The sequence below is a fragment of the Polynucleobacter sp. MG-28-Ekke-A2 genome (genome assembly GCF_035012985.1).
Lineage (GTDB): Bacteria > Pseudomonadota > Gammaproteobacteria > Burkholderiales > Burkholderiaceae > Polynucleobacter.
The window spans coordinates 1-19,095 of sequence record NZ_JAYGQU010000016.1 but is presented as its reverse complement, the minus strand read 5'-3'; the positions used below and the strand labels follow the sequence as shown (position 1 = coordinate 19,095).

At 46.5% G+C, this 19,095-nt stretch carries 16 protein-coding genes, 1 other RNA gene and 1 pseudogene; 5 read left to right on the top strand and 13 right to left on the bottom strand.

Features of this window, described 5'->3' with window-relative positions; genetic code table 11:
- Positions 1–6 precede the first annotated feature (6 nt).
- The 11 genes and pseudogenes from VC188_RS09460 to gyrA form a co-directional block, all read right to left on the bottom strand.
- Positions 7–1,371: a UDP-glucose/GDP-mannose dehydrogenase family protein gene (locus tag VC188_RS09460; RefSeq protein ID WP_323483777.1), complete on the bottom strand. Its 1,365-nt coding sequence runs from the start codon at positions 1,369–1,371 to the stop codon at positions 7–9.
- Positions 1,372–1,386: 15 nt separating this feature from the next.
- Positions 1,387–2,598: a lipopolysaccharide assembly protein LapB gene (gene lapB / locus VC188_RS09455; RefSeq protein WP_215320563.1), complete on the bottom strand. Its 1,212-nt coding sequence runs from the start codon at positions 2,596–2,598 to the stop codon at positions 1,387–1,389.
- A 66-nt stretch (positions 2,599–2,664) separates the two neighbouring features.
- Positions 2,665–3,003: pseudogene (locus VC188_RS09450) on the bottom strand (integration host factor subunit beta); the annotation flags it as partial.
- A gap of 52 nt (positions 3,004–3,055) precedes the next feature.
- Entirely contained in the window at positions 3,056–4,729 is a 1,674-nt protein-coding gene (rpsA, locus tag VC188_RS09445) for a 30S ribosomal protein S1 (RefSeq protein WP_216262497.1), read from the bottom strand.
- Positions 4,730–4,864: 135 nt separating this feature from the next.
- Complete coding sequence (gene cmk / locus VC188_RS09440) at positions 4,865–5,527, bottom strand: (d)CMP kinase (RefSeq protein ID WP_323483776.1); 663 nt, start codon at positions 5,525–5,527, stop codon at positions 4,865–4,867.
- Between the two features lie 4 nt (positions 5,528–5,531).
- Positions 5,532–6,860: a 3-phosphoshikimate 1-carboxyvinyltransferase gene (gene aroA / locus VC188_RS09435; protein ID WP_323483775.1), complete on the bottom strand. Its 1,329-nt coding sequence runs from the start codon at positions 6,858–6,860 to the stop codon at positions 5,532–5,534.
- Positions 6,860–7,741 carry a prephenate dehydrogenase gene (locus tag VC188_RS09430; protein ID WP_215320568.1) on the bottom strand — a complete coding sequence of 294 codons (882 nt, stop codon included), beginning with the start codon at positions 7,739–7,741 and terminating at the stop codon, positions 6,860–6,862. The genes aroA and VC188_RS09430 overlap by 1 nt, the downstream gene beginning before the upstream one ends.
- On the bottom strand, positions 7,741–8,859 hold the full coding sequence (gene hisC, locus VC188_RS09425) for a histidinol-phosphate transaminase (protein ID WP_323483774.1): 1,119 nt from the start codon (positions 8,857–8,859) through the stop codon (positions 7,741–7,743). The genes VC188_RS09430 and hisC overlap by 1 nt, the downstream gene beginning before the upstream one ends.
- Positions 8,860–8,914: 55 nt before the next feature.
- Positions 8,915–9,994: a prephenate dehydratase gene (pheA, locus tag VC188_RS09420; protein WP_215320572.1), complete on the bottom strand. Its 1,080-nt coding sequence runs from the start codon at positions 9,992–9,994 to the stop codon at positions 8,915–8,917.
- Positions 9,994–11,091 carry a 3-phosphoserine/phosphohydroxythreonine transaminase gene (serC, locus tag VC188_RS09415; RefSeq protein WP_216192309.1) on the bottom strand — a complete coding sequence of 366 codons (1,098 nt, stop codon included), beginning with the start codon at positions 11,089–11,091 and terminating at the stop codon, positions 9,994–9,996. The genes pheA and serC overlap by 1 nt, the downstream gene beginning before the upstream one ends.
- Positions 11,092–11,116: 25 nt before the next feature.
- Positions 11,117–13,831 carry a DNA gyrase subunit A gene (gene gyrA, locus VC188_RS09410; RefSeq protein ID WP_215320576.1) on the bottom strand — a complete coding sequence of 905 codons (2,715 nt, stop codon included), beginning with the start codon at positions 13,829–13,831 and terminating at the stop codon, positions 11,117–11,119.
- Positions 13,832–13,990: 159 nt separating this feature from the next.
- Between gyrA and ompA the strand changes: the two genes are divergently transcribed.
- The 5 genes from ompA (at position 13,991) to VC188_RS09385 (ending at position 17,869) form a co-directional block, all read left to right on the top strand.
- Positions 13,991–14,560, top strand: coding sequence for an outer membrane protein OmpA (gene ompA, locus VC188_RS09405; RefSeq protein WP_323483773.1), 570 nt, complete (start codon positions 13,991–13,993; stop codon positions 14,558–14,560).
- A gap of 96 nt (positions 14,561–14,656) precedes the next feature.
- Positions 14,657–15,346 (top strand): bifunctional 2-polyprenyl-6-hydroxyphenol methylase/3-demethylubiquinol 3-O-methyltransferase UbiG, encoded by a 690-nt coding sequence (ubiG, locus tag VC188_RS09400; RefSeq protein WP_215320579.1) that lies wholly within the window; start codon positions 14,657–14,659, stop codon positions 15,344–15,346.
- A gap of 8 nt (positions 15,347–15,354) precedes the next feature.
- Positions 15,355–16,035 carry an HAD-IA family hydrolase gene (locus tag VC188_RS09395; RefSeq protein ID WP_323483772.1) on the top strand — a complete coding sequence of 227 codons (681 nt, stop codon included), beginning with the start codon at positions 15,355–15,357 and terminating at the stop codon, positions 16,033–16,035.
- Positions 16,036–16,095: 60 nt separating this feature from the next.
- Positions 16,096–16,454: a transfer-messenger RNA gene (gene ssrA / locus VC188_RS09390) on the top strand.
- A gap of 161 nt (positions 16,455–16,615) precedes the next feature.
- Positions 16,616–17,869 carry a tyrosine-type recombinase/integrase gene (locus tag VC188_RS09385; protein ID WP_323483771.1) on the top strand — a complete coding sequence of 418 codons (1,254 nt, stop codon included), beginning with the start codon at positions 16,616–16,618 and terminating at the stop codon, positions 17,867–17,869.
- A 7-nt stretch (positions 17,870–17,876) separates the two neighbouring features.
- On the opposite strand, the gene VC188_RS09380 is transcribed toward VC188_RS09385, so the two are convergent.
- Together VC188_RS09380 and VC188_RS09375 are read right to left on the bottom strand one after the other, a co-directional pair.
- Positions 17,877–18,302 (bottom strand): hypothetical protein, encoded by a 426-nt coding sequence (locus tag VC188_RS09380; RefSeq protein ID WP_323483770.1) that lies wholly within the window; start codon positions 18,300–18,302, stop codon positions 17,877–17,879.
- Between the two features lie 37 nt (positions 18,303–18,339).
- A complete protein-coding gene (locus VC188_RS09375) occupies positions 18,340–18,921 on the bottom strand; it encodes a hypothetical protein (protein ID WP_323483769.1) in 582 nt (193 codons plus the stop codon).
- Positions 18,922–19,095 lie beyond the last annotated feature (174 nt).

The following is a 19,095-nucleotide window of genomic DNA, read 5'->3' as shown; positions in this document are numbered from 1 at the left end:
TCTACTTTAATTATGTCTACCAATACCGTGGTACTCAATACCCAATTCTTGCATAGAAGCGGGCTCATAGAGATTGCGACCGTCAAAGATCACTGGGCGCTTGAGTTTTTGCATCACTTGCTCAAAATCTGGGCTTCTAAAGGCTTTCCACTCAGTCACAATCACTAGAGCGTCAGCACCATCTAGAGCGCTCATGGGGTCATCGGTCATCGATACTTGGGCAAGGCCTGTTGGGTTGCCCTGAAAGTCTACATCCAGGCAATGCTTAGCTTCTGGCATGGATACGGGATCATGAGCTACTATGGTAGCCCCGCGTTTAACGAGTTCTTGAATAATCACACGACTAGGCGCTTCGCGCATATCGTCAGTATTGGGTTTAAAGGCTAAACCCCAGAGTGCAAACTTCATACCATTGAGGTCACTACCAAAGCGCTTTTCGATCTTTTCGACCAAAATGTACTTTTGCAATTCGTTCACAGCTTCTACGGCATCCAGGATCTTGAGATCTCGCCCATGCTCTTTAGCGGTTTTGGATAAGGCGGACACGTCCTTAGGGAAGCAGGAGCCGCCATAGCCGGTACCTGAATACAAAAAGCCATAACCAATACGAGAGTCCGAACCAATACCTTGGCGCACTGCTTCAATATCAGCGCCTACTAAGTCAGCCAAGTTGGCCAGCTCGTTCATAAAGGAAATGCGGGTAGCCAACATGGCATTAGCTGCGTATTTAGTGAGCTCAGCACTTTTAACATCCATGTAGTAGGTACGCTCATGGTGACGATTAAAGGGGGCGTAGAGCTTACGCATCTGTTCTTTGGCGTGCAATCCAGCTGGGGTATTTTCAGTACCGATCACAATGCGGTCGGGACGCATAAAGTCTTCTACTGCAGCACCTTCTTTGAGGAACTCAGGATTGGAGACTACAGAGCATAACTCAGGAGATAAGTTTCTTTTTTCTAATTCTTCGGTAATCGCTGCACTTACTTTATCGGCAGTACCGACTGGCACAGTCGATTTATCGACAATCACTTTAGGGGTAGTCATGTGACGACCAATATTGCGCGCTGCTGCTACGACATATTGAAGATCAGCTGAGCCATCTTCATCTGGAGGTGTACCTACTGCAATAAATTGAATTTCACCATGAGCAACTGAGGCAGCAATATCAGTAGAGAACTGTAAACGACCTGCAGCGCGATTGCGCTCAATCATCTCTTTAAGACCAGGCTCATAAATAGGAACGCCGCCAGAGTTGAGAATCTCGATCTTTTTGGAATCGACATCGACACAAAAGACGTTATTACCCTGCTCAGCTAGGCATGCGCCAGTAACAAGGCCTACGTAACCACTACCGATGATGGTGACTTTCAATTTCTCTCCAAATCTTTACATGGAAGGGCCGCTAGGTGCCGCACCCTCACTCCGTCTCGGGGAGTATGCCTCCCAATGATTACAGCCAGGACATTGCCAATAAAATCTTCTCGCTCTAAATCCGCAATTACCACAAGTGTAGCGAGCTAGGCTGGTGGTGCGCTGACGCAAAAGATTCAGAATAGACTGTAATTCCAAGAGTCTTTCTGGGCTGGCACTACCCTCCTCCAATGCAAGGCGAGTTTCAGCCATCTTAGACAAAGCAATCAAAGTCGGCGAATGCTGCATGACATCAGATAACATCGCACTTGCTGTCTGTGGACCCCGAATTTTCATGAGGTGCTTATGCACAATATCGAGCAACTCACCAGTGGCTTGAGTTTTTAACAATTCACAGAGGCGATCTAAGCCCTCGCTCTCTTTATTAACCGCTGCGTGAGCAACCATCCAACGATCAGCCAACAAATGCATATAAGCAGGGTGAGAGCTGGCAATCAGACTCCAAGCCTCAATCGCTTGAGCAGGGCGATCCATTGCCATCAAATAATCGCCTTGCAAGATCAAAGCGCGTGCATGATTTGGGACAGCCTGTAGAGCACGGTGGATTGATTGCTCCGCCTCAACCAAGTCTTTGCGACGTAAAGCCTCTTGACCAAGCTCACAGTGAAATTGAGCAATTTCAGTATGATGCGATTTACCTTGCAGTCCTTCAAGTTCACTTGCAGCAATGATGGCTTTTTTCCAATCATGCTCAATTTGATACATCTCCAACAAGCTTTCTTTTGCAGGCTCGGCATACTTGCCATCACCTACGCGATTTAACGAGGCTTCGGCGCGGTCAAGCAAGCCTGCGCGCAAAAAGTCCCTACCTAACTCATAGGCAGCATGATCACGATCACGTGGTTTTAAATCATCGCGATTGGCTAAGTGTTGATGAATGCGAATAGCTCGCTCTGTTTCACCACGACGGCGAAATAAATTACCTAATGAGAAATGCAACTCAATAGTCTCTGGATCTAACTGGGCAATTTTGACCAAGGTTTCAATCGCTTGATCAGGTTGCTCATTGAGCAAAAGACTCAAACCTTTAAAGGTAGATCGCTGCTGACGCATGCGCTCACGCTCATCCATGCGGTTTTCAAGACGCAAGTCCCAGCGGGCCGCTAACCAACCGATGCCAAACATGACTGGCAGCAGCAATAACCAAGGAGTAGCTATCTGAATCATAGCGTGCAGAATTTAAATAAAAAAATGGCCCGAATGGACCACTGAGGTTGAGCCTGAATCTTAGGCACCAGAACCCTCTTTGGGGCCCGCCTGCTTCAACGGCTTGTAATCTACTCGCTCACGCAATTCTTTGCCAGGCTTAAAGTGCGGAACGCGTTTTTCTGGGATCAATACTTTCTCACCAGACTTTGGATTGCGACCAGTGCGTGCAGGACGATGGTGAAGTACAAAACTTCCCACGCCGCGCAACTCGATACGCTTGCCCTCAGCCAAAGCATGAGTCATTGTGTCCAACAAAGTTTTTACCGCCAACTCCACATCCCCAGGTAGAAGCTGCGGAAACTGTTCCGCGAGGCTCTCCACTAGTTCGGAGCGGGTGATTGCTTGTTGCTCTTGATCTGTCATGATCTATCAATAAAAAATCGCCGCCTTCCTAGTGGAAAGCGGCGATATTGATTTAGCCTTGATTATCCAATTTTGCTTTTAACAAAGCGCCCAAATTGGTTGTGCCAGACTGCGCATCCCCTTGGAGCTTGCTCATTGCATCTTGTTGATCAGAGCTGTCCTTTGCTTTGATTGAAAGATTGATAACGCGTGACTTGCGATCAATATTAATGATCATCGCAGTAACGCTATCGCCTTCTTTCAATACATTACGTGCATCTTCAACGCGATCTGTTGAGATCTCAGAAGCACGTAAATAAGCTTCAACTTCATCAGCCAAGTGAATTGTTGCACCCTTAGCATCAACCGCTTTCACAGTACCAGTTACGAGGCTACCCTTGTCGCTGACAGATGTGTAGTTGTTGAATGGGTCGCCAGACAATTGCTTAATACCGAGAGAGATACGCTCTTTCTCAACATCAATTGCCAATACAGTGGCTTCAACTTCATCACCTTTTTTGTATTTCTTAACAGCTTCTTCGCCTGGCTCATTCCATGAAAGGTCTGAGAGGTGAACTAAACCGTCGATACCGCCAGGCAAGCCAATGAACACGCCAAAGTCAGTAATAGACTTGATTGCGCCAGATAACTTATCGCCTTTTTGTTGAGCACGTGAAAACTCTTCCCATGGATTAGCTTTGCACTGCTTGATGCCCAAGCTAATACGACGCTTGTCTTCATCAATATCCAGAACCATTACTTCAACTTCGGTTCCTAATGCAGTAGCTTTGCTTGGAGCAACGTTCTTGTTAGTCCAGTCCATTTCAGAAACGTGTACCAAACCTTCAATACCAGATTCGATTTCAACGAATGCGCCGTAATCAGTCAAGTTAGTTACTTTGCCGAATAAACGGGTGTTTGGTGGGTAACGACGAGCGATACCAACCCATGGATCATCACCAAGCTGTTTCACGCCGAGTGAAACACGGTTCTTTTCTTGATCAAACTTCAAAATCTTCGCGGTAACTTCTTGACCAACAGTCAACATCTCACTTGGGTGACGCACACGACGCCATGCCAAGTCAGTGATGTGCAAGAGGCCATCGATACCGCCCAGGTCAACGAACGCACCGTAATCGGTGATGTTCTTAACGAGGCCAGTAACTACTGCGCCTTCTTTAAGGTTAGACATCAACTTAGCACGCTCTTCACCTTGGCTAGCTTCAACCACTGCACGACGTGACAACACTACGTTGTTACGCTTACGGTCAAGCTTGATAACCTTGAACTCCATCGTCTTACCTTCGTAAGGGCTGGTGTCTTTGATTGGACGTGTATCAACGAGTGATCCAGGCAAGAATGCGCGGATACCGTTAACCATTACAGTCAAGCCGCCTTTAACCTTACCAGTAACAGTACCGGTAACGATCTCCGCTTGCTCAAGCGCTTTTTCCAAGTTCATCCATGATGCCAAGCGTTTCGCTTTATCACGGGAAAGGATGGTGTCGCCATAGCCGTTCTCAAGAGCGTCAATAGCAACAGAAACGAAATCGCCAGGAGCTACTTCAATCTCGCCAGCGTCGTTATGGAATTCTTCAACAGGAATAAACGCTTCAGACTTTAAGCCAGCGTTAACAACGACGAAGTTATGGTCGATGCGAAGAACTTCAGCCGAAATAACTTGGCCGGTCTTCATATTCGATCGGGTTAATGATTCTTCAAATAATTCTGCAAATGATTCAGACATGTGTATTCACTTTGTGCCGCCAGAAGGCCTGACGGGTTAGGTTAAAAAAGTCTTCAAGAAACACGCTAATGAAAAGTCGCGTTGTGGAGTTTCTTAAGACACCAAAACTACTGCTTACAGCCAACTACATACGAACTAGGCGATTGTTGATTGATACCAATCCAAAACCGTCTTAACTGCTTGATCTATAGATAAATCTGATGTTTCAAGCACTTTCGCACCATCTGCAACTAACAAGGGTGCGGTACCTCGACTACTATCTCTGGCATCGCGCTCCTGCAAATCTTGCAGCAAGTCCTCAAGTTTAGCAGAAATTCCCTTAGCTATCAATTGCTTATAGCGACGTTCGGCTCTGGCAGCTGCCGTTGCAGTCAAGAAAACCTTCAAAACAGCGTCTGGGAATATGACACTTGCCATATCCCTGCCATCGGCTACCAGCCCAGGAGATTGGCGAAAACCGCGCTGCAGGCCCACTAAAGCAGATCTCACCTCAGGGTGGACGGCTAAAGCAGAGGCCCTTAATCCTATATTTTCAGTGCGAATAGCATCTGTGACATCCTCGCCATTCAGAAAAATCTGCCCATTTTTGAATGAAATCAAGAATTTAGGGACTAAAAGTCCAAGTTCTGAGCCATTTTTAACGTCAATTCTCTGTTTTTCGCTGGCTAAAGCCACTAAGCGGTAGAGCGCGCCGCTATCCAAATAATGAAAGCCCAGCTTTTCTGCAACGAGCGAGGCAACAGTACCTTTGCCCGAAGCAGTTGGACCATCAATAGCAATGACTGGGAAAGATCTCATGAACTTAGTTCACTACCTTTGCAAACTCTGCGAAGTAAGTCGGGAAGGTTTTTGCTACGCAATTAGGATCATTGATCTTGAGCGCATTTGGGCCAAATGCAGCAAGTGAGAAACACATGGCCATACGATGGTCATCATAGGTATCAATACCTTCAATCGGAGACTTCCAGTCACTGGGTAATGCAGGAGCTTGCACAACAATGTAGTCAACACCTTCTTCAACGATTGCACCAACTTTTTTCAATTCTTTCGCCATTGCCGCAATGCGATCTGTTTCTTTAACGCGCCAGCTAGCAATATTATTTAAACGTGTTGGGCCTTCTGCAAACAATGCAGCCACAGCCAAGGTCATCGCTGCATCCGGAATTTCAGTGCAATCAATCGTGATGCCGTTGAGTTTGCCATTGGCATTTTTCACGCCAGACACTTCAATCCAATCTTCGCCTGCATTAATTTTTGCACCCATCAGCGCAAGCGCATCGGCAAATGCCACATCGCCTTGAATACTATCTTTGCCAACCCCTAATACCTTAACTGGGCCACCACCTATGGCGCCTAGAGCCAAAAAGTAGGAGGCAGAAGAAGCATCACCCTCTACGGATAACTGACCTGGACTTTTGTAAACCACATCAGAATGTTTTGCAGGAATAATGAATGACTGCTTATCAGGACAAGCAACCGTTACGCCAAAGCGCGCCATCAACTTCAAAGTGATATCGATGTACGGACGAGAAATCAATTCGCCAATCACTTCAATACGCACAGGCTCATTTGCCACCAATGGCAAAGCCATGAGTAACGCTGTTAAGAACTGACTTGATACATCACCGCGCACCTTAACAACATCTTTAATCTGAATATCTGCCGCCAAGATTTTGATTGGCGGATAGCCTGCTTGTAATTCATAGTCGATCTTTGCGCCCACTTGACGTAGACCATCGACCAAATCCCGAATAGGTCTTTCGTGCATGCGAGCAACACCAGATAGACGGTAGTTGCCGCCTTGCATTGCTAAAGCGGCAGTTAACGGACGCATCGCAGTACCGGCATTACCCATAAAGAGGTCTGCGTCCTGTACTGGAAACTTGCCACCACAACCCTCAACGACGCATACCTTGTCATCTTTATCTGTTACAGATAAGCCGAGCTGACGCAAGGCACTGCGCATCACCTGAGTGTCATCCGCATCTAATAAATTTTTGAGGGTAGTTGTGCCGGTGGATAAGGCTGCTAATAACAAGGCGCGGTTAGAAATACTTTTCGAGCCTGGCAACACAATCGAGCCTTGCGCTAGCTGAAATGGCCCAATACTAATATCTGGTAAACCGCTCATTAAAGGACGTCCAAGTCTTGACGTGCTTTGCTCGCCTTGTTGAATAATTTTTCCAAACCTGCGCCATCACCTTCAGCAACGAGTTTGCGCATGTGGTTGACGATCAATAGATATTGATCTAATTCCTTTAGGATGGCGGTGCGATTACCCAAGCAAATATCGCGCCACATCTCTGGGCTGGATGAAGCAATGCGTGTGAAATCTTTAAAACCAGCACCAACATGGCTCAACTTTTGCTCAGCATCTTCTGAGTTCACCACGCTAGCCATTAAGGCATATGACAGTAGATGTGGGAGATGAGAAACAGCAGCGTAAATCGCATCGTGCTGCACGACACCAATCTTTTTCACCTCAGAACCAACAGATTCCCAAAAGCCAGTGATCAAGGCGGTATCTTCAGGTGAGTTTTCCTGCAAAGGACAAATAATGGCTTGCTTGCCTTGAAATAAATCCGCTTTAGCAGCCGCAGCGCCATGCTGTGCACCTCCTGCAATCGGATGTGCTGGCACAAATTGACAAGCCTTCTTGCCCAATACTTCTTTAGCAGCCAGGATGACGTCACCCTTAGTGCTGCCAGCATCAGTAATCATGGTGCGAGGCTCAAGATGCGGCTCCATCTCCTCAAAGGCAGCGCGCATTTGAGCTACCGGTACGCAAAGCACAATCACATCAGATTGTTTTGCTGCCTCAACCAAATCCACCACACCATCAATCGCACCCATCTTTTGCGCTTGCTCTAAATTTTCTTTACTGCGACCAACGCCTAAAACCTGAGTTACTACGCCAGCCCGCTTTAGCGCTAAGCCCAAAGAGGCGCCAATCAAACCAACTCCAACGATGGTGACGGTACCGTAATTGCTTGCTGGATTAATGATGGTCATTAGGAAAGTATTTGTTTTAGAGCATCAATGAATGCTGCATTTTCTTCTGGCAAACCAATCGAGATGCGTAACCACTGTGGCAAACCATAGTTACCCACTGGACGAACGATGATGCCGCGCTTAAGTAATTCCAAATTAATACGAGTACCAGCTTGGTCATCATCACCCACTTTGACAAGAACAAAGTTGCCTGCAGAGGACAGATAGCGTAAACCTAGTTCATCGAAAGCTTTGGTGAGCTGGGTATAACCAGCGCGATTGAGCTCAAAACCTTGCTGCAAAAATTCTTTGTCCTGAAAGGCTGCAATAGCAGCAGCCTGAGCCAAACTATTTACATTAAACGGCTGACGAATTCGATTCAGAAGATCAGTTAAGTGGGGTTGTGCAACGCCATAACCAATGCGCAGACCGGCCAAGCCATAAGCCTTGGAGAAGCTGCGCGACAAAATCATATTAGGGAAGCGCTTTACCCAAGCAATTGCATCGTAGCGTTGCTCAGGCGTGAGGTACTCGTTATAGGCTTCATCAAGTACAACAACTACATTAGACGGAACTGCAACTAAAAAGTCTTCAATCTCTTTAGCCGTCAAATAGCTACCAGTAGGATTATTGGGGTTAGCCACAAACACCAACTTCGCCTTGTCGCCAGATGCTTTGATTGCCGCCAACATGGCTGGTAGGTCGTGGCCATAAATATCAGTAGCAGCCACTTCAATTGCCTTGGCGCCAACAGCCTGGGTAGCCAAAGGATAAACAGCAAAAGCGTGCCTTGAGAAGATCACCTCATCGCCTGCTTGTGCTACTGCACGTGCAGCCAATTCTAAAATATCGTTACTGCCATTACCCAAGGTGATCCAATCAGTTGGCACACCCAATCGATCAGCCAAAACATTCTTCAATTCAAAACCATTGGAATCTGGGTAGCGACCTAAATCACTCGCAGCCTTAAGCATGGCATCTTGGGCAGACTTAGGCATGCCCAATGGATTTTCATTAGAAGCCAGCTTCACAATTTTGCTTTCATCCAAACCATACTCGCGCGCAACTTCACTAATAGGTCGCCCACCAACATAAGGGGCAATTGCGTGAATATGTTTTAAGCCAATCTTGGGTGTCATGCGAGCTTTACTAATTTATTTACTAATGTCGTAGTTATTTACAGTTAATCTTGGATTAAGTAGAGTGAGGATAAGAGCCAAGGTTCTTATAGAACGCTGCAACCCCTTTTAACTCTTCAAGCGCCTTCACTACTTTCGCATCATCTGCATGGCCAGCTATATCAATATAGAAGTGATACTCCCAAGTACCTTTGCGTGCAGGACGAGATTCGAAGCGATTCATAGAGACGCCATGCCTTGCCAAAGGCGCCAATAAACGATGGACGGCACCAGGCTGGTTATCAACAGAGAGCACTAAAGAGGTCTGATCTTTACCGGTTGGCTGGCAGGCGTAGTTACCGACCACAACAAAACGGGTACGATTGTGTGGATCATCCTGAATCTGTGCAGCCACTGCTTGCAAGCCATAAGCTTCTTGAGCAGGATCGCCAGCAATTGCAGCCAGAGTAGGATCACTTGCCGCCATGCGAGCAGCCTCCGCATTACTACTCACTGCTTGACGCTTTAATTGTGGAGCATGCACACTTAACCATTGCTGGCACTGAGCCAATGCTTGAGCATGAGCGCAAACGGTCGTTACACCATCAAGCTTGCCACTCTTAGTCAATAAGTGATGACGAATTGGCAATACGACTTCGCCGCTAATACGCATAGAAGAGTCAAGCAATAAATCCAACGTGCGAGAAATCGCACCTTCACTAGAGTTCTCAACAGGCACTACGCCAAATTGTGCCGCGCCCTTTTCTACCGCTTTAAAAACTTCATCCAAACTGGCGCAAGGTAAGCCAGCGATGGAATGACCAAAATAGGTTTGTGCTGCTTGCTCAGAAAATGTTCCTACTGGACCAAGGTAAGCAATGGTTTGGCGAGCTTCCAAAGCTCTACATGCAGACATCACTTCGCGCCAGATAGCAGCAATACCATCTGAAAGTAATGGGCCATTATTAATCTCTTGAAGGCGTGCTACAACTTGGCGCTCACGCTCAGGACGAAATACTGGTGATGAGAATCCGCCTTTAACATGGCCTACTTCTTGCGCAGCTTGTGCACGCTGGGTGAGTAAATCCAAGATCTGCGCATCGAGCGTGTCAATTTTTTCCCGCAAGGGCGCTAAGCGCTGTTCTTCAGTACTCATTAAGCCCGCCTTTCAAAGTCGCGCATAAATTCAACTAAGGCTTTTACACCCTCAATTGGCATTGCGTTATAGATGCTGGCACGCATACCGCCTGCAGCTTTATGGCCACGCAAGGCAACCAAGCCAGCTGCGTTTGATTGCGCCAAAAACTCTGCATTCTGGTTCTCATCTTTTAAGAAGAAAGTCACGTTCATGCGTGAGCGATATTCTTTGGTGACACGATTCTCATACAAGCTACTTTGATCTAAGAAGTTATAGAGTAAATCCGCTTTTTCTTGATTGCGCTTTTCAATGGCTTTCACTCCGCCTTGCTTAAGCAACCACTTAAAGCCTAGGCCAGCCATATAGATCGAAAATGTCGGCGGCGTATTGATCATCGACTGTGTACTGGCCTGCACAGCCCAATCCCAAATCGTGGGAGTAATGCCCATGCTATGACCAATTAAATCCTTACGCACAATCACAATCGTCACGCCAGAAGGGCCGATATTCTTTTGCGCACCACCAAACCAAACGGCGCACTTGCTTACATCCATCTCTTTAGAAAGGATATTGCTAGAGATATCCGCAACTAGTGGAACATCACCAACATCCGGCACGTCTGGGAACTCAACACCACCAATCGTTTCATTGGCACAGTAGAGAACATAAGCAGCATCACCAGATAACTTCCAAGTTGATCTTGCCGGAATGGTATTGAATTTTTCTGCGGCTGAAGAGGCGGCTAAATTTGCAGCGCCATACTTCTGCGCTTCTTTATAGGATTTGTCTGACCACACGCCAGTAACGATGTAATCCGCCCTCGGTCCGTTCTTGGCCAAAGGCATCAGGTTCATGGGGATGGCTGCATTTTGTCCAAGACCACCGCCTTGTAAGAGCAAAATTTCATAATTATCAGGAATATTCATGAGGGTGCGCAAATCTTGCACCACCTCTTCATACACTTCCATGAACTCTTTACTGCGGTGACTGATCTCCATCACGCTCGTACCGAGCCCACGCCAATTGAGCATTTCATCGGCAGCCTGCTTCAGCACCTCTTCAGGCAAAGTAGCGGGCCCCGCAGCGAAATTGAAAATGCGGCGGTCAAAAGTCATGATGTGTCTAGTCTAAAGGTGACGCTTAAGCGTCACCTGCCGTATCGTCATTAGAGTCGGTTGTTGGATCAGCAGATACATCACCTTCTTCTGCGCCATCAGCATCAACCTCTTCGTCCGAATCGCTCTCAGCAATACGCTGTAAGCCTGATAAGCGAGTGCCTTCATCAACGTTGATCAAGGTAACGCCTTGAGTGGCCCGTCCCATTTCGCGGATTTCAGAAACACGAGTACGTACCAAGATGCCGCCAGTAGTGATCAACATAATTTGATCTTCTGGAGATACCAAGGCAGCAGCAACCACCTTACCGTTACGCTCTGAAGTCTGAATGGCAATCATGCCCTTCGTACCGCGACCATGACGCGTATATTCAGCGATTGGCGTACGCTTACCGTAACCATTCTCTGTAGCCGTCAATACGCTACTTGGAATTGCAATGCCGTTTGCATCCACCACAGCCTCTTCAACGCCTTCTGCTGCTTCTGCGGGAGCAACCAACATAGCGATCACTTGATGACCTTCGCCTAAGTTCATGCCACGCACACCGCGTGCGGTACGACCCATTGGGCGAACATCATTCTCATCAAAGCGCACTGCTTTACCGGCGTCAGAGAACAACATAACGTCGTGCTGACCATCAGTAATCGCCGCACCAACTAAGAAGTCGTTTTCATTCAAGTCAACCGCAATAATGCCGGCCTTACGTGGATTTGAGAAATCCGACAAGCGAGTCTTCTTCACAGTGCCCAGGCTAGTAGCCATAAAGACGTAATGATCATCTTGATAGCCCTTAATTGGCAGAATCACAGTGATCTTCTCGCCTTCAATTAACGGGAACATATTGACGATTGGCTTGCCACGAGAGGTGCGACTACCTTGCGGCACTTCCCAAACTTTGAGCCAATACATCCGACCGCGATCGGAGAAGCACAAAATAATGTCATGGGTGTTCGCAACGAAAAGTGTATCAATCCAATCTTCATTCTTAGTGGCTGCAGCTTGCTTGCCGCGACCACCACGTTTTTGTGCGCGGTATTCACTCAGTGGCTGACTCTTCATGTAACCAGTATTTGAAAGCGTCACCACCATGTCTTGCGGTGTAATCAAATCTTCTGTGAAGAGTTCAGTGGCATTCATCTCAATAAATGAGCGACGACCTGTGTCGCCACCAGCAATACCAAACTCCGCTTGAACTTCTTTCAACTCGGATTCGATCACTTGAGTGACACGCTCTGGCTTTGCTAACAAATCAAGTAAGTCAGAAATCTCTGACATCACTTCTTTGTATTCGTTAACAATCTTGTCTTGCTCAAGACCAGTCAAGCGTTGCAAGCGCATCTGCAAAATTTCTTGCGCCTGACTATCAGAGAGACGATATAAGCCAGTAGTTTGCATACCATACTCAGGCAACAATCCTTCTGGGCGATAGGCGTTACGGCCGCCTGGCGTATCTGTCTCAGCACGTGCCAACATCTCACGCACCATCGATGAATCCCAAGCTTTGCCCATCAATTCTTGCTTAGCAATCACAGGGTTCGCAGCAGCTTTAATAAGCGCAATGAACTCATCGATGTTTGCCAATGCAACAGCCAAGCCTTCTAAGACATGGCCACGATCACGTGCTTTACGCAATTCAAAAATCGTACGACGTGTCACTACTTCACGACGATGCTGCAAGAAGTACTCAAGCATCTGCTTCAAGTTCAACAAGCGTGGTTGGTTATCTACCAATGCCACCATGTTCATACCGAAGTTATCTTGGAGCTGTGTACTCTTATATAAATTATTAAGAACAACTTCAGGCACTTCACCGCGCTTCAATTCGATAACAACGCGCATACCGGATTTATCTGATTCATCACGTAAATCAGAAATACCTTCTACTTTTTTCTCATTCACTAACTCAGCGATGCGCTCGAGCAAGTTCTTTTTATTTACCTGGTACGGCAACTCATCAACAATGATGGCTTGACGCGCGCCCTTATCCAAATCTTCAAAGTGAGTCTTAGCGCGCATAACCACACGGCCGCGGCCAGTGCGATAACCCTCGCGAACCCCTTGAACGCCATAAATGATGCCGGCGGTTGGGAAATCCGGGGCTGGGATGATCTCAATGAGCTCATCAATTGTGCATTCAGGGTTGTGCAGCACGTGCAAACAGGCTGTAACCACCTCATCGAGGTTATGAGGGGGGATATTGGTCGCCATACCTACAGCAATGCCAGAACTGCCATTTATGAGCAAATTAGGCACTTTGGCAGGCAGAATCAAGGGTTCTTTCTCGCTACCGTCGTAATTCGGCCCAAAATCGACAGTTTCCTTGTCCAAATCGGCCAAAAGCTCATGAGCTATCTTGCGGAGACGGATCTCGGTATAGCGCATTGCAGCAGCGTTATCGCCATCTACGGAGCCAAAGTTACCCTGCCCATCAACCAGCATATAGCGCAGAGAGAAGTCCTGGGCCATCCGAACGATCGTGTCATACACCGCAGAATCACCGTGCGGATGGTATTTACCGATTACATCGCCAACTATGCGGGCAGATTTTTTGTAAGCTCGGTTCCAATCGTTGTTTAATTCATACATTGCGAATAAGACCCGGCGGTGAACCGGCTTGAGGCCGTCACGCACGTCTGGCAGGGCTCTGCCGACGATGACGCTCATTGCGTAGTCCAAATAGGACCGCCGCATTTCGTCTTCGAGGGATATTGGTAGTGTTTCTTTAGCGGCTTGTTCCATCTAGAAATAATATCATTTTGATGACAGGTAGGCCCTATGCTAAGATTCTGTCAGTTTGTACGAAATTGAGATGTGTCGCTTTGCAGTTTTTGCATCAAGGTAGGGCGAATTACATTTAAGTTTGACTTTAATTAAAAAAGAGATTTTTGAGGACTAAAAATGAACAAAACCCTAAGAGTGTTGCTCGCTTCTGTTATTACTGTTTCTGCTACTGCAGCGATGGCTTCTGATAACTGGCAAAACGGCGATGGCGCCCTAAACTGGAAAAACGGCGATGGCACATTGTGCTGGCGCGATAACAACTGGACACCTGCTACTGCAGCTAAAGGTTGTGACGGTGCGTTGACTGCTGCTGCTGCTGCTGGCGTTAGCCAAAGCAAAATCACTTTGCAAGCTGACACACTTTATGACTTCAATAAGTCTAATTTGAAACCAGAAGGTAAAGCTACATTGGACAAGATCGCTGCTGACTTGAAGAAAATTAAGTTAGAAGTAATCATCGCTGTAGGTAACACTGACAGCGTTGGTACAGATGCATACAACATGGCCCTCGGTCAGCGTCGTGCTCAGTCAGTTAAGACTTACCTGACAAGCAAAGGTGTTGACGGTAGCCGTATCTACACAGAATCAAAAGGCAAGAGCAATCCAGTTGCATCAAATGCAACTGCTGAAGGCCGCGCTAAGAACCGCCGTACTGACATCGAAGTTGTTGGTACAGCAGCTAAGTAATTCACTTTACTTGTAAAAAAGCCCGCTTCTAGCGGGCTTTTTTATTTCCGCTATATTCATAAACTTCTCCTATAGCCTTACAGATAAGCAATTCATATGAACGTCGACCAGTCAGAAATCGCCAAATTTAGCGCTCTAGCCCATCGTTGGTGGGACCCTAATAGTGAATTCAAACCCCTGCATGCCATCAACCCACTGCGCTTGAACTGGATTAAGTCCTTTGTTAGCCTGGAAGGCAAGAAGGTTGTTGATATTGGTTGCGGCGGCGGCATCTTGGCGGAATCCATTTCTCAATCAGGCGCAGACACAACCGGTATTGATTTATCAGAAAAAGCACTTAAGGTTGCTGAATTGCACGCATTAGAAGTGGGCGCAAACCTCACCTATCGCTCTATCTCGGCCGAAGCGTTGGCTGATGAGCAGCCCGAACAATACGATGTAGTGACTTGCATGGAGATGCTTGAACATGTACCGGACCCAGCTTCAGTGGTGCGCGCTTGCGCCAAACTTTGTAAGCCTGGTGGCACGTTATTTTTTAGCACCCTCAACCGCAGCCCTAAGTCCTACTTATTTGCCATTATTGGCGCTGAATACATTCTGAAATTACTACCCAGAGGTACTCACGAATACGCTAAATTCATCAAACCCTCTGAACTCGTTGCTTTTACACGTCATGCAGGCTTAGAAATGCTCGGCATGAAGGGTATGAGCTACAACCCACTCACTCAGGTCTATAGCCTGAATGATGATGTCGATGTGAACTATATGATTGCCGTTCGTAAATAATTCAATACATGAGAAATCTTTTAAGCCCATACGCCGGAATCTTTTTTGATTTAGATGGCACGTTAGCTGATACCGCACCTGATTTAGTAGCGGCAACCAATCAATTGCTGGTTGCACGTAATCTTAAGCCCAAGCCTTATGAATTTCTGCGCCCCTATGCATCGGCTGGTGCTCGCGGATTACTCGAAGGCGCCTTTGGCATTAGCCCCGATCATGCGGATTTCACTCTATTGCGCGATGAATTTTTCAGTAATTATGAAAAAGCATTGCTGGTAGAGAGTAAATTATTCGATGACATGAGTCATTTACTCGATCAAATGGATCAAGCCAAGCTCCCCTGGGGCATTGTTACAAATAAAAGTGAGCGTTTCACCAACCCTCTTACTGAATTAATGGGTTTGCACCAACGAGCTATTTCCACCGTTTCTGGCGATACAACACCGTATTCAAAACCCCATCCTGAGCCTATCTTGCACGCCGCCAGAATGGCCAAGGTTGATCCTACAAAATCGCTTTATGTGGGCGATGACATTAGAGATGTTCTAGCAGGCAAAGCGGCAGGAATGAAGACTGTCGCAGCCGCATATGGCTACTGTGGCTGTAAAGAGCCTCCAGAGGCTTGGGGAGCCGATTACATCGTCAATAAGCCTCTCGAGCTACTGCAAATCATCTTTCCCAATAGGGAATAAAAGATATTCAACAATTTAAAGCTGGCGGCTTTAAAATAGAGCTTCCTAAGCATGCAATCTGGGACCGACATGGTTTCGACGTGGGTTACAAAGCATCAAGGGCATACCGAGGACCCGTTATCTCGTAAATCAATGGGAATGTTTTAACTGCAAACGACGAACGTTTCGCACTAGCCGCTTAATTGCGGTTGCCCCTGAACTGATTCTCTCTTGGGTCAGCTAGCGCAAGCTAGATCAGGGTCATTTACAAGAGATAAGATCATTTCATGTCACGGGGAATGATTCGAAAATTTAGTGAATCGTCAGCGTGGAACGTGTCAATCCGTGCCTAGCTGGCTAAATTAAATGATATGACTAAGTATGTAGAACTTGTTGTGGAGGATTTGCGGACGCGGGTTCGATTCCCGCCGGTTCCACCATTTTGTAGTACGTAACAGTCCAACGCCACCCACCAGGGTGGCGTTTTTCTTTGTAGATAAAGGGCTGTACGCCCATTGTGGTCTTTCTAGATTCTGCTGTATCCAAATACGCTGGGGGTATTATTGGGGGTATTGGAGCAAAATCGAACAGGGTCAAAAACATGGTTGGGGGTATTTCTGGAAAGCTTACAGATAAAGGGATTAAGAGCTTCGTCAACCGCTCAGCCCCAGGTAGTAAGCTTGCAGATGGTCGAGGCCTTTATTTACTTATCACCCAGACCCAAACTGCTATTTGGCGCATCAAATATCGCATTGAAGGCAAAGAAAAAAGTTATTCCATAGGTGGTTATCCACAAAACAGTTTGGCTCAAGCAAGACTAGAGCTAAACGAGGTCAAAGCCTGTCTTACTAAAGGTCAGGATCCAGTCATCTCTAGGCGCCTTAATAGAGCCAATGCCGCATCTCAAAGTGACAGCACCTTTAAGGCTGTAGCTGAAGAATGGTTCTCCATGAAGGAGAAAGAATGGAGTGCAACCCACTTCACGAAATCCAAAAGGGCTTTTGAGCGAGATGTTTATAAATCGCTTGGGGCACTGCCTATTGAAAGCATCACCCCATCCGTTATTGCCAAGGCAATTGAGACCATCAACAAACGAGATGTTCTAGAGACTGCCACAAGAATTTTGCAGCATCTCAATGGTGTGTTTCGTTATGCCCAAGCTAAAGGCTTGTGTGAGGGTAATTCTGCTGCGCCAGTAAAGGAAATTCTTCCTAGGAAGAAAACCAACGGACGTATGCCAGCATTACTGGATTGGAATTCTTTAGGCGCCCTCTTACGCGCTGCAGATGCTGCGCGCCTTTCACCATCAGTTAGAGCGGCTCATCGTCTTCTCGCATTTAGTGCAACGCGCATTAGCAACGTCGTGCAAGCTGAATGGAAAGAATTTGATCTTGATGCAGATATTCCGATCTGGGTAATACCTCGCGCGAAGATGAAGGATCACACGCGTATTGGCGATCATCGAATTCCTTTGGGCCCGCAAATCACTGCAGAGCTAAAGGCATGGGGGAAACTTTTTGGCAGACGAGGTTATGTATTTCCTTCGCCAACCGGTAATCAATACATTAGTCGTGAAAGTCTAGAGAAAGCTTATCGAGTAACACTCAATATGGCGGGCAAGCATGCGCCACACGGTTGGAGAAGTGCCTTCTCAACATTAGCCAGAGACAATGGCTTTGAGCAAGATGTTGTTGAGTTGGCACTAGATCACGCGCATGGGAATGAGGTTGTAAGGGCTTATGATCGTGGTGAAAGATTTACACAACGGATTGAGCTATATAAGTGGTGGGGAGACAAACTAACTCATGCACAGAATGGGGCTGAGGTAATTGAGTTGGCGAAGAAGGCAGCTTAAAAAAGTGCTAGCAACTAATTTGCATTACTTTTCCACCCATCTTTTCAACCACTGCAGCTAAATCTTTATCGGTAGTCATAAGCGTGTGATGATTTGAAAGTGATACCTCTCCAATCAAGGCATCAGCAGGGTTGTTTGCTTTATTATTATTTAGCAAATCTAATTCGGCTTTAATTTTTGTGAAATGCTCTCCTTCTGCTCCCCAAGCACTTTCTCCGTAACTAGCATAGCCCCAGAGAGATGTTTTAATAGAATCAAGCTTCGGGGATACTTCGGAGAATTTATCAATAAGAATTGCCCGTCGCCCTATATTTCTTGTGGCATTTAACTCTTGAATTTGAATACTTGTAGCAAAGAATTCGTCATCACTTGGTAAATCACTAATAGCTAACCGCCCCTCAACAAGTCGGTTAAAGATATTCGTATCCAACATATAACCCATAAATATACGATCGTTTTAAATTAAAGACCTATTGAATATTGAATTTTGTTTTTACTTTAGTCTCGTATCCGTCTTCATCGATTAATCCAAGTATCACCTCAATACTCTCCTTACCAAGCTCGGTCAATCCAAGTGAAGCCCCAATAATTACATGTAAGTTGACAGGATTTGAGTCATTTGGGCTTATCTTGGTTCCAGTCCCCATAGTTGTAGAAGAGTATGGCGAATTTCTCTCTTTAATCAATGCCCAACCATGAAGCAGCGGACCCTCAATACGCGGCTTAATTAACCTTACTGATGACAAGCCCAGAGGGTTATCTGTTAAATTTTTTACCAAGACGTCAGCAATAATTTGGGTATTTATTGATCCATCTCTCTGTTTGGGCTCATGCCAGATATGAGTATGAGGTGACGGGAAAGTAACGCCTAACTTATGACTCTCTTGTTTTGTTTTAAGAAGCTTTACGAACAGAACAATTGCAAATATTGGCACTGCTACCCATAAAAACCACTCCAATATTTGTAAACCTACAATCCATTCCGCAGGTAATGAGCCAGCAAGACTAGAAAGATGAAGAATTCCTGAGTCGGCAATAGCAAGCGATAACAAAACCCAAAAAGAGTATTTTGCAGGGGGCTTAAGAGCTGCTAATGCAGGACCCTGTAAATATTTCTGTGTAAGTTCACCGCGGGGCTATTGGTGAGCGCTGATGCGTTCACCAAATTCTATATCAAATCGATTGAGCGCTGCTCTCCAGTTCCGAATCGGCATCGTCCATCTCTT

Coding starts and splice junctions, on each gene's coding strand:
- ubiG (WP_215320579.1), top strand. CDS start 14,657: ATGAACGTCGACCAGTCAGAAATCGCCAAATTTAGCGCTCTAGCCCAT.
- serC (WP_216192309.1), bottom strand. CDS start 11,091: ATGACTTTTGACCGCCGCATTTTCAATTTCGCTGCGGGGCCCGCTACT.
- rpsA (WP_216262497.1), bottom strand. CDS start 4,729: ATGTCTGAATCATTTGCAGAATTATTTGAAGAATCATTAACCCGATCG.
- cmk (WP_323483776.1), bottom strand. CDS start 5,527: ATGAGATCTTTCCCAGTCATTGCTATTGATGGTCCAACTGCTTCGGGC.
- hisC (WP_323483774.1), bottom strand. CDS start 8,859: ATGACACCCAAGATTGGCTTAAAACATATTCACGCAATTGCCCCTTAT.
- ompA (WP_323483773.1), top strand. CDS start 13,991: ATGAACAAAACCCTAAGAGTGTTGCTCGCTTCTGTTATTACTGTTTCT.
- pheA (WP_215320572.1), bottom strand. CDS start 9,994: ATGAGTACTGAAGAACAGCGCTTAGCGCCCTTGCGGGAAAAAATTGAC.
- VC188_RS09430 (WP_215320568.1), bottom strand. CDS start 7,741: ATGACCATCATTAATCCAGCAAGCAATTACGGTACCGTCACCATCGTT.
- VC188_RS09385 (WP_323483771.1), top strand. CDS start 16,616: ATGGTTGGGGGTATTTCTGGAAAGCTTACAGATAAAGGGATTAAGAGC.
- VC188_RS09380 (WP_323483770.1), bottom strand. CDS start 18,302: ATGTTGGATACGAATATCTTTAACCGACTTGTTGAGGGGCGGTTAGCT.
- VC188_RS09395 (WP_323483772.1), top strand. CDS start 15,355: ATGAGAAATCTTTTAAGCCCATACGCCGGAATCTTTTTTGATTTAGAT.
- aroA (WP_323483775.1), bottom strand. CDS start 6,860: ATGAGCGGTTTACCAGATATTAGTATTGGGCCATTTCAGCTAGCGCAA.
- lapB (WP_215320563.1), bottom strand. CDS start 2,598: ATGATTCAGATAGCTACTCCTTGGTTATTGCTGCTGCCAGTCATGTTT.
- gyrA (WP_215320576.1), bottom strand. CDS start 13,831: ATGGAACAAGCCGCTAAAGAAACACTACCAATATCCCTCGAAGACGAA.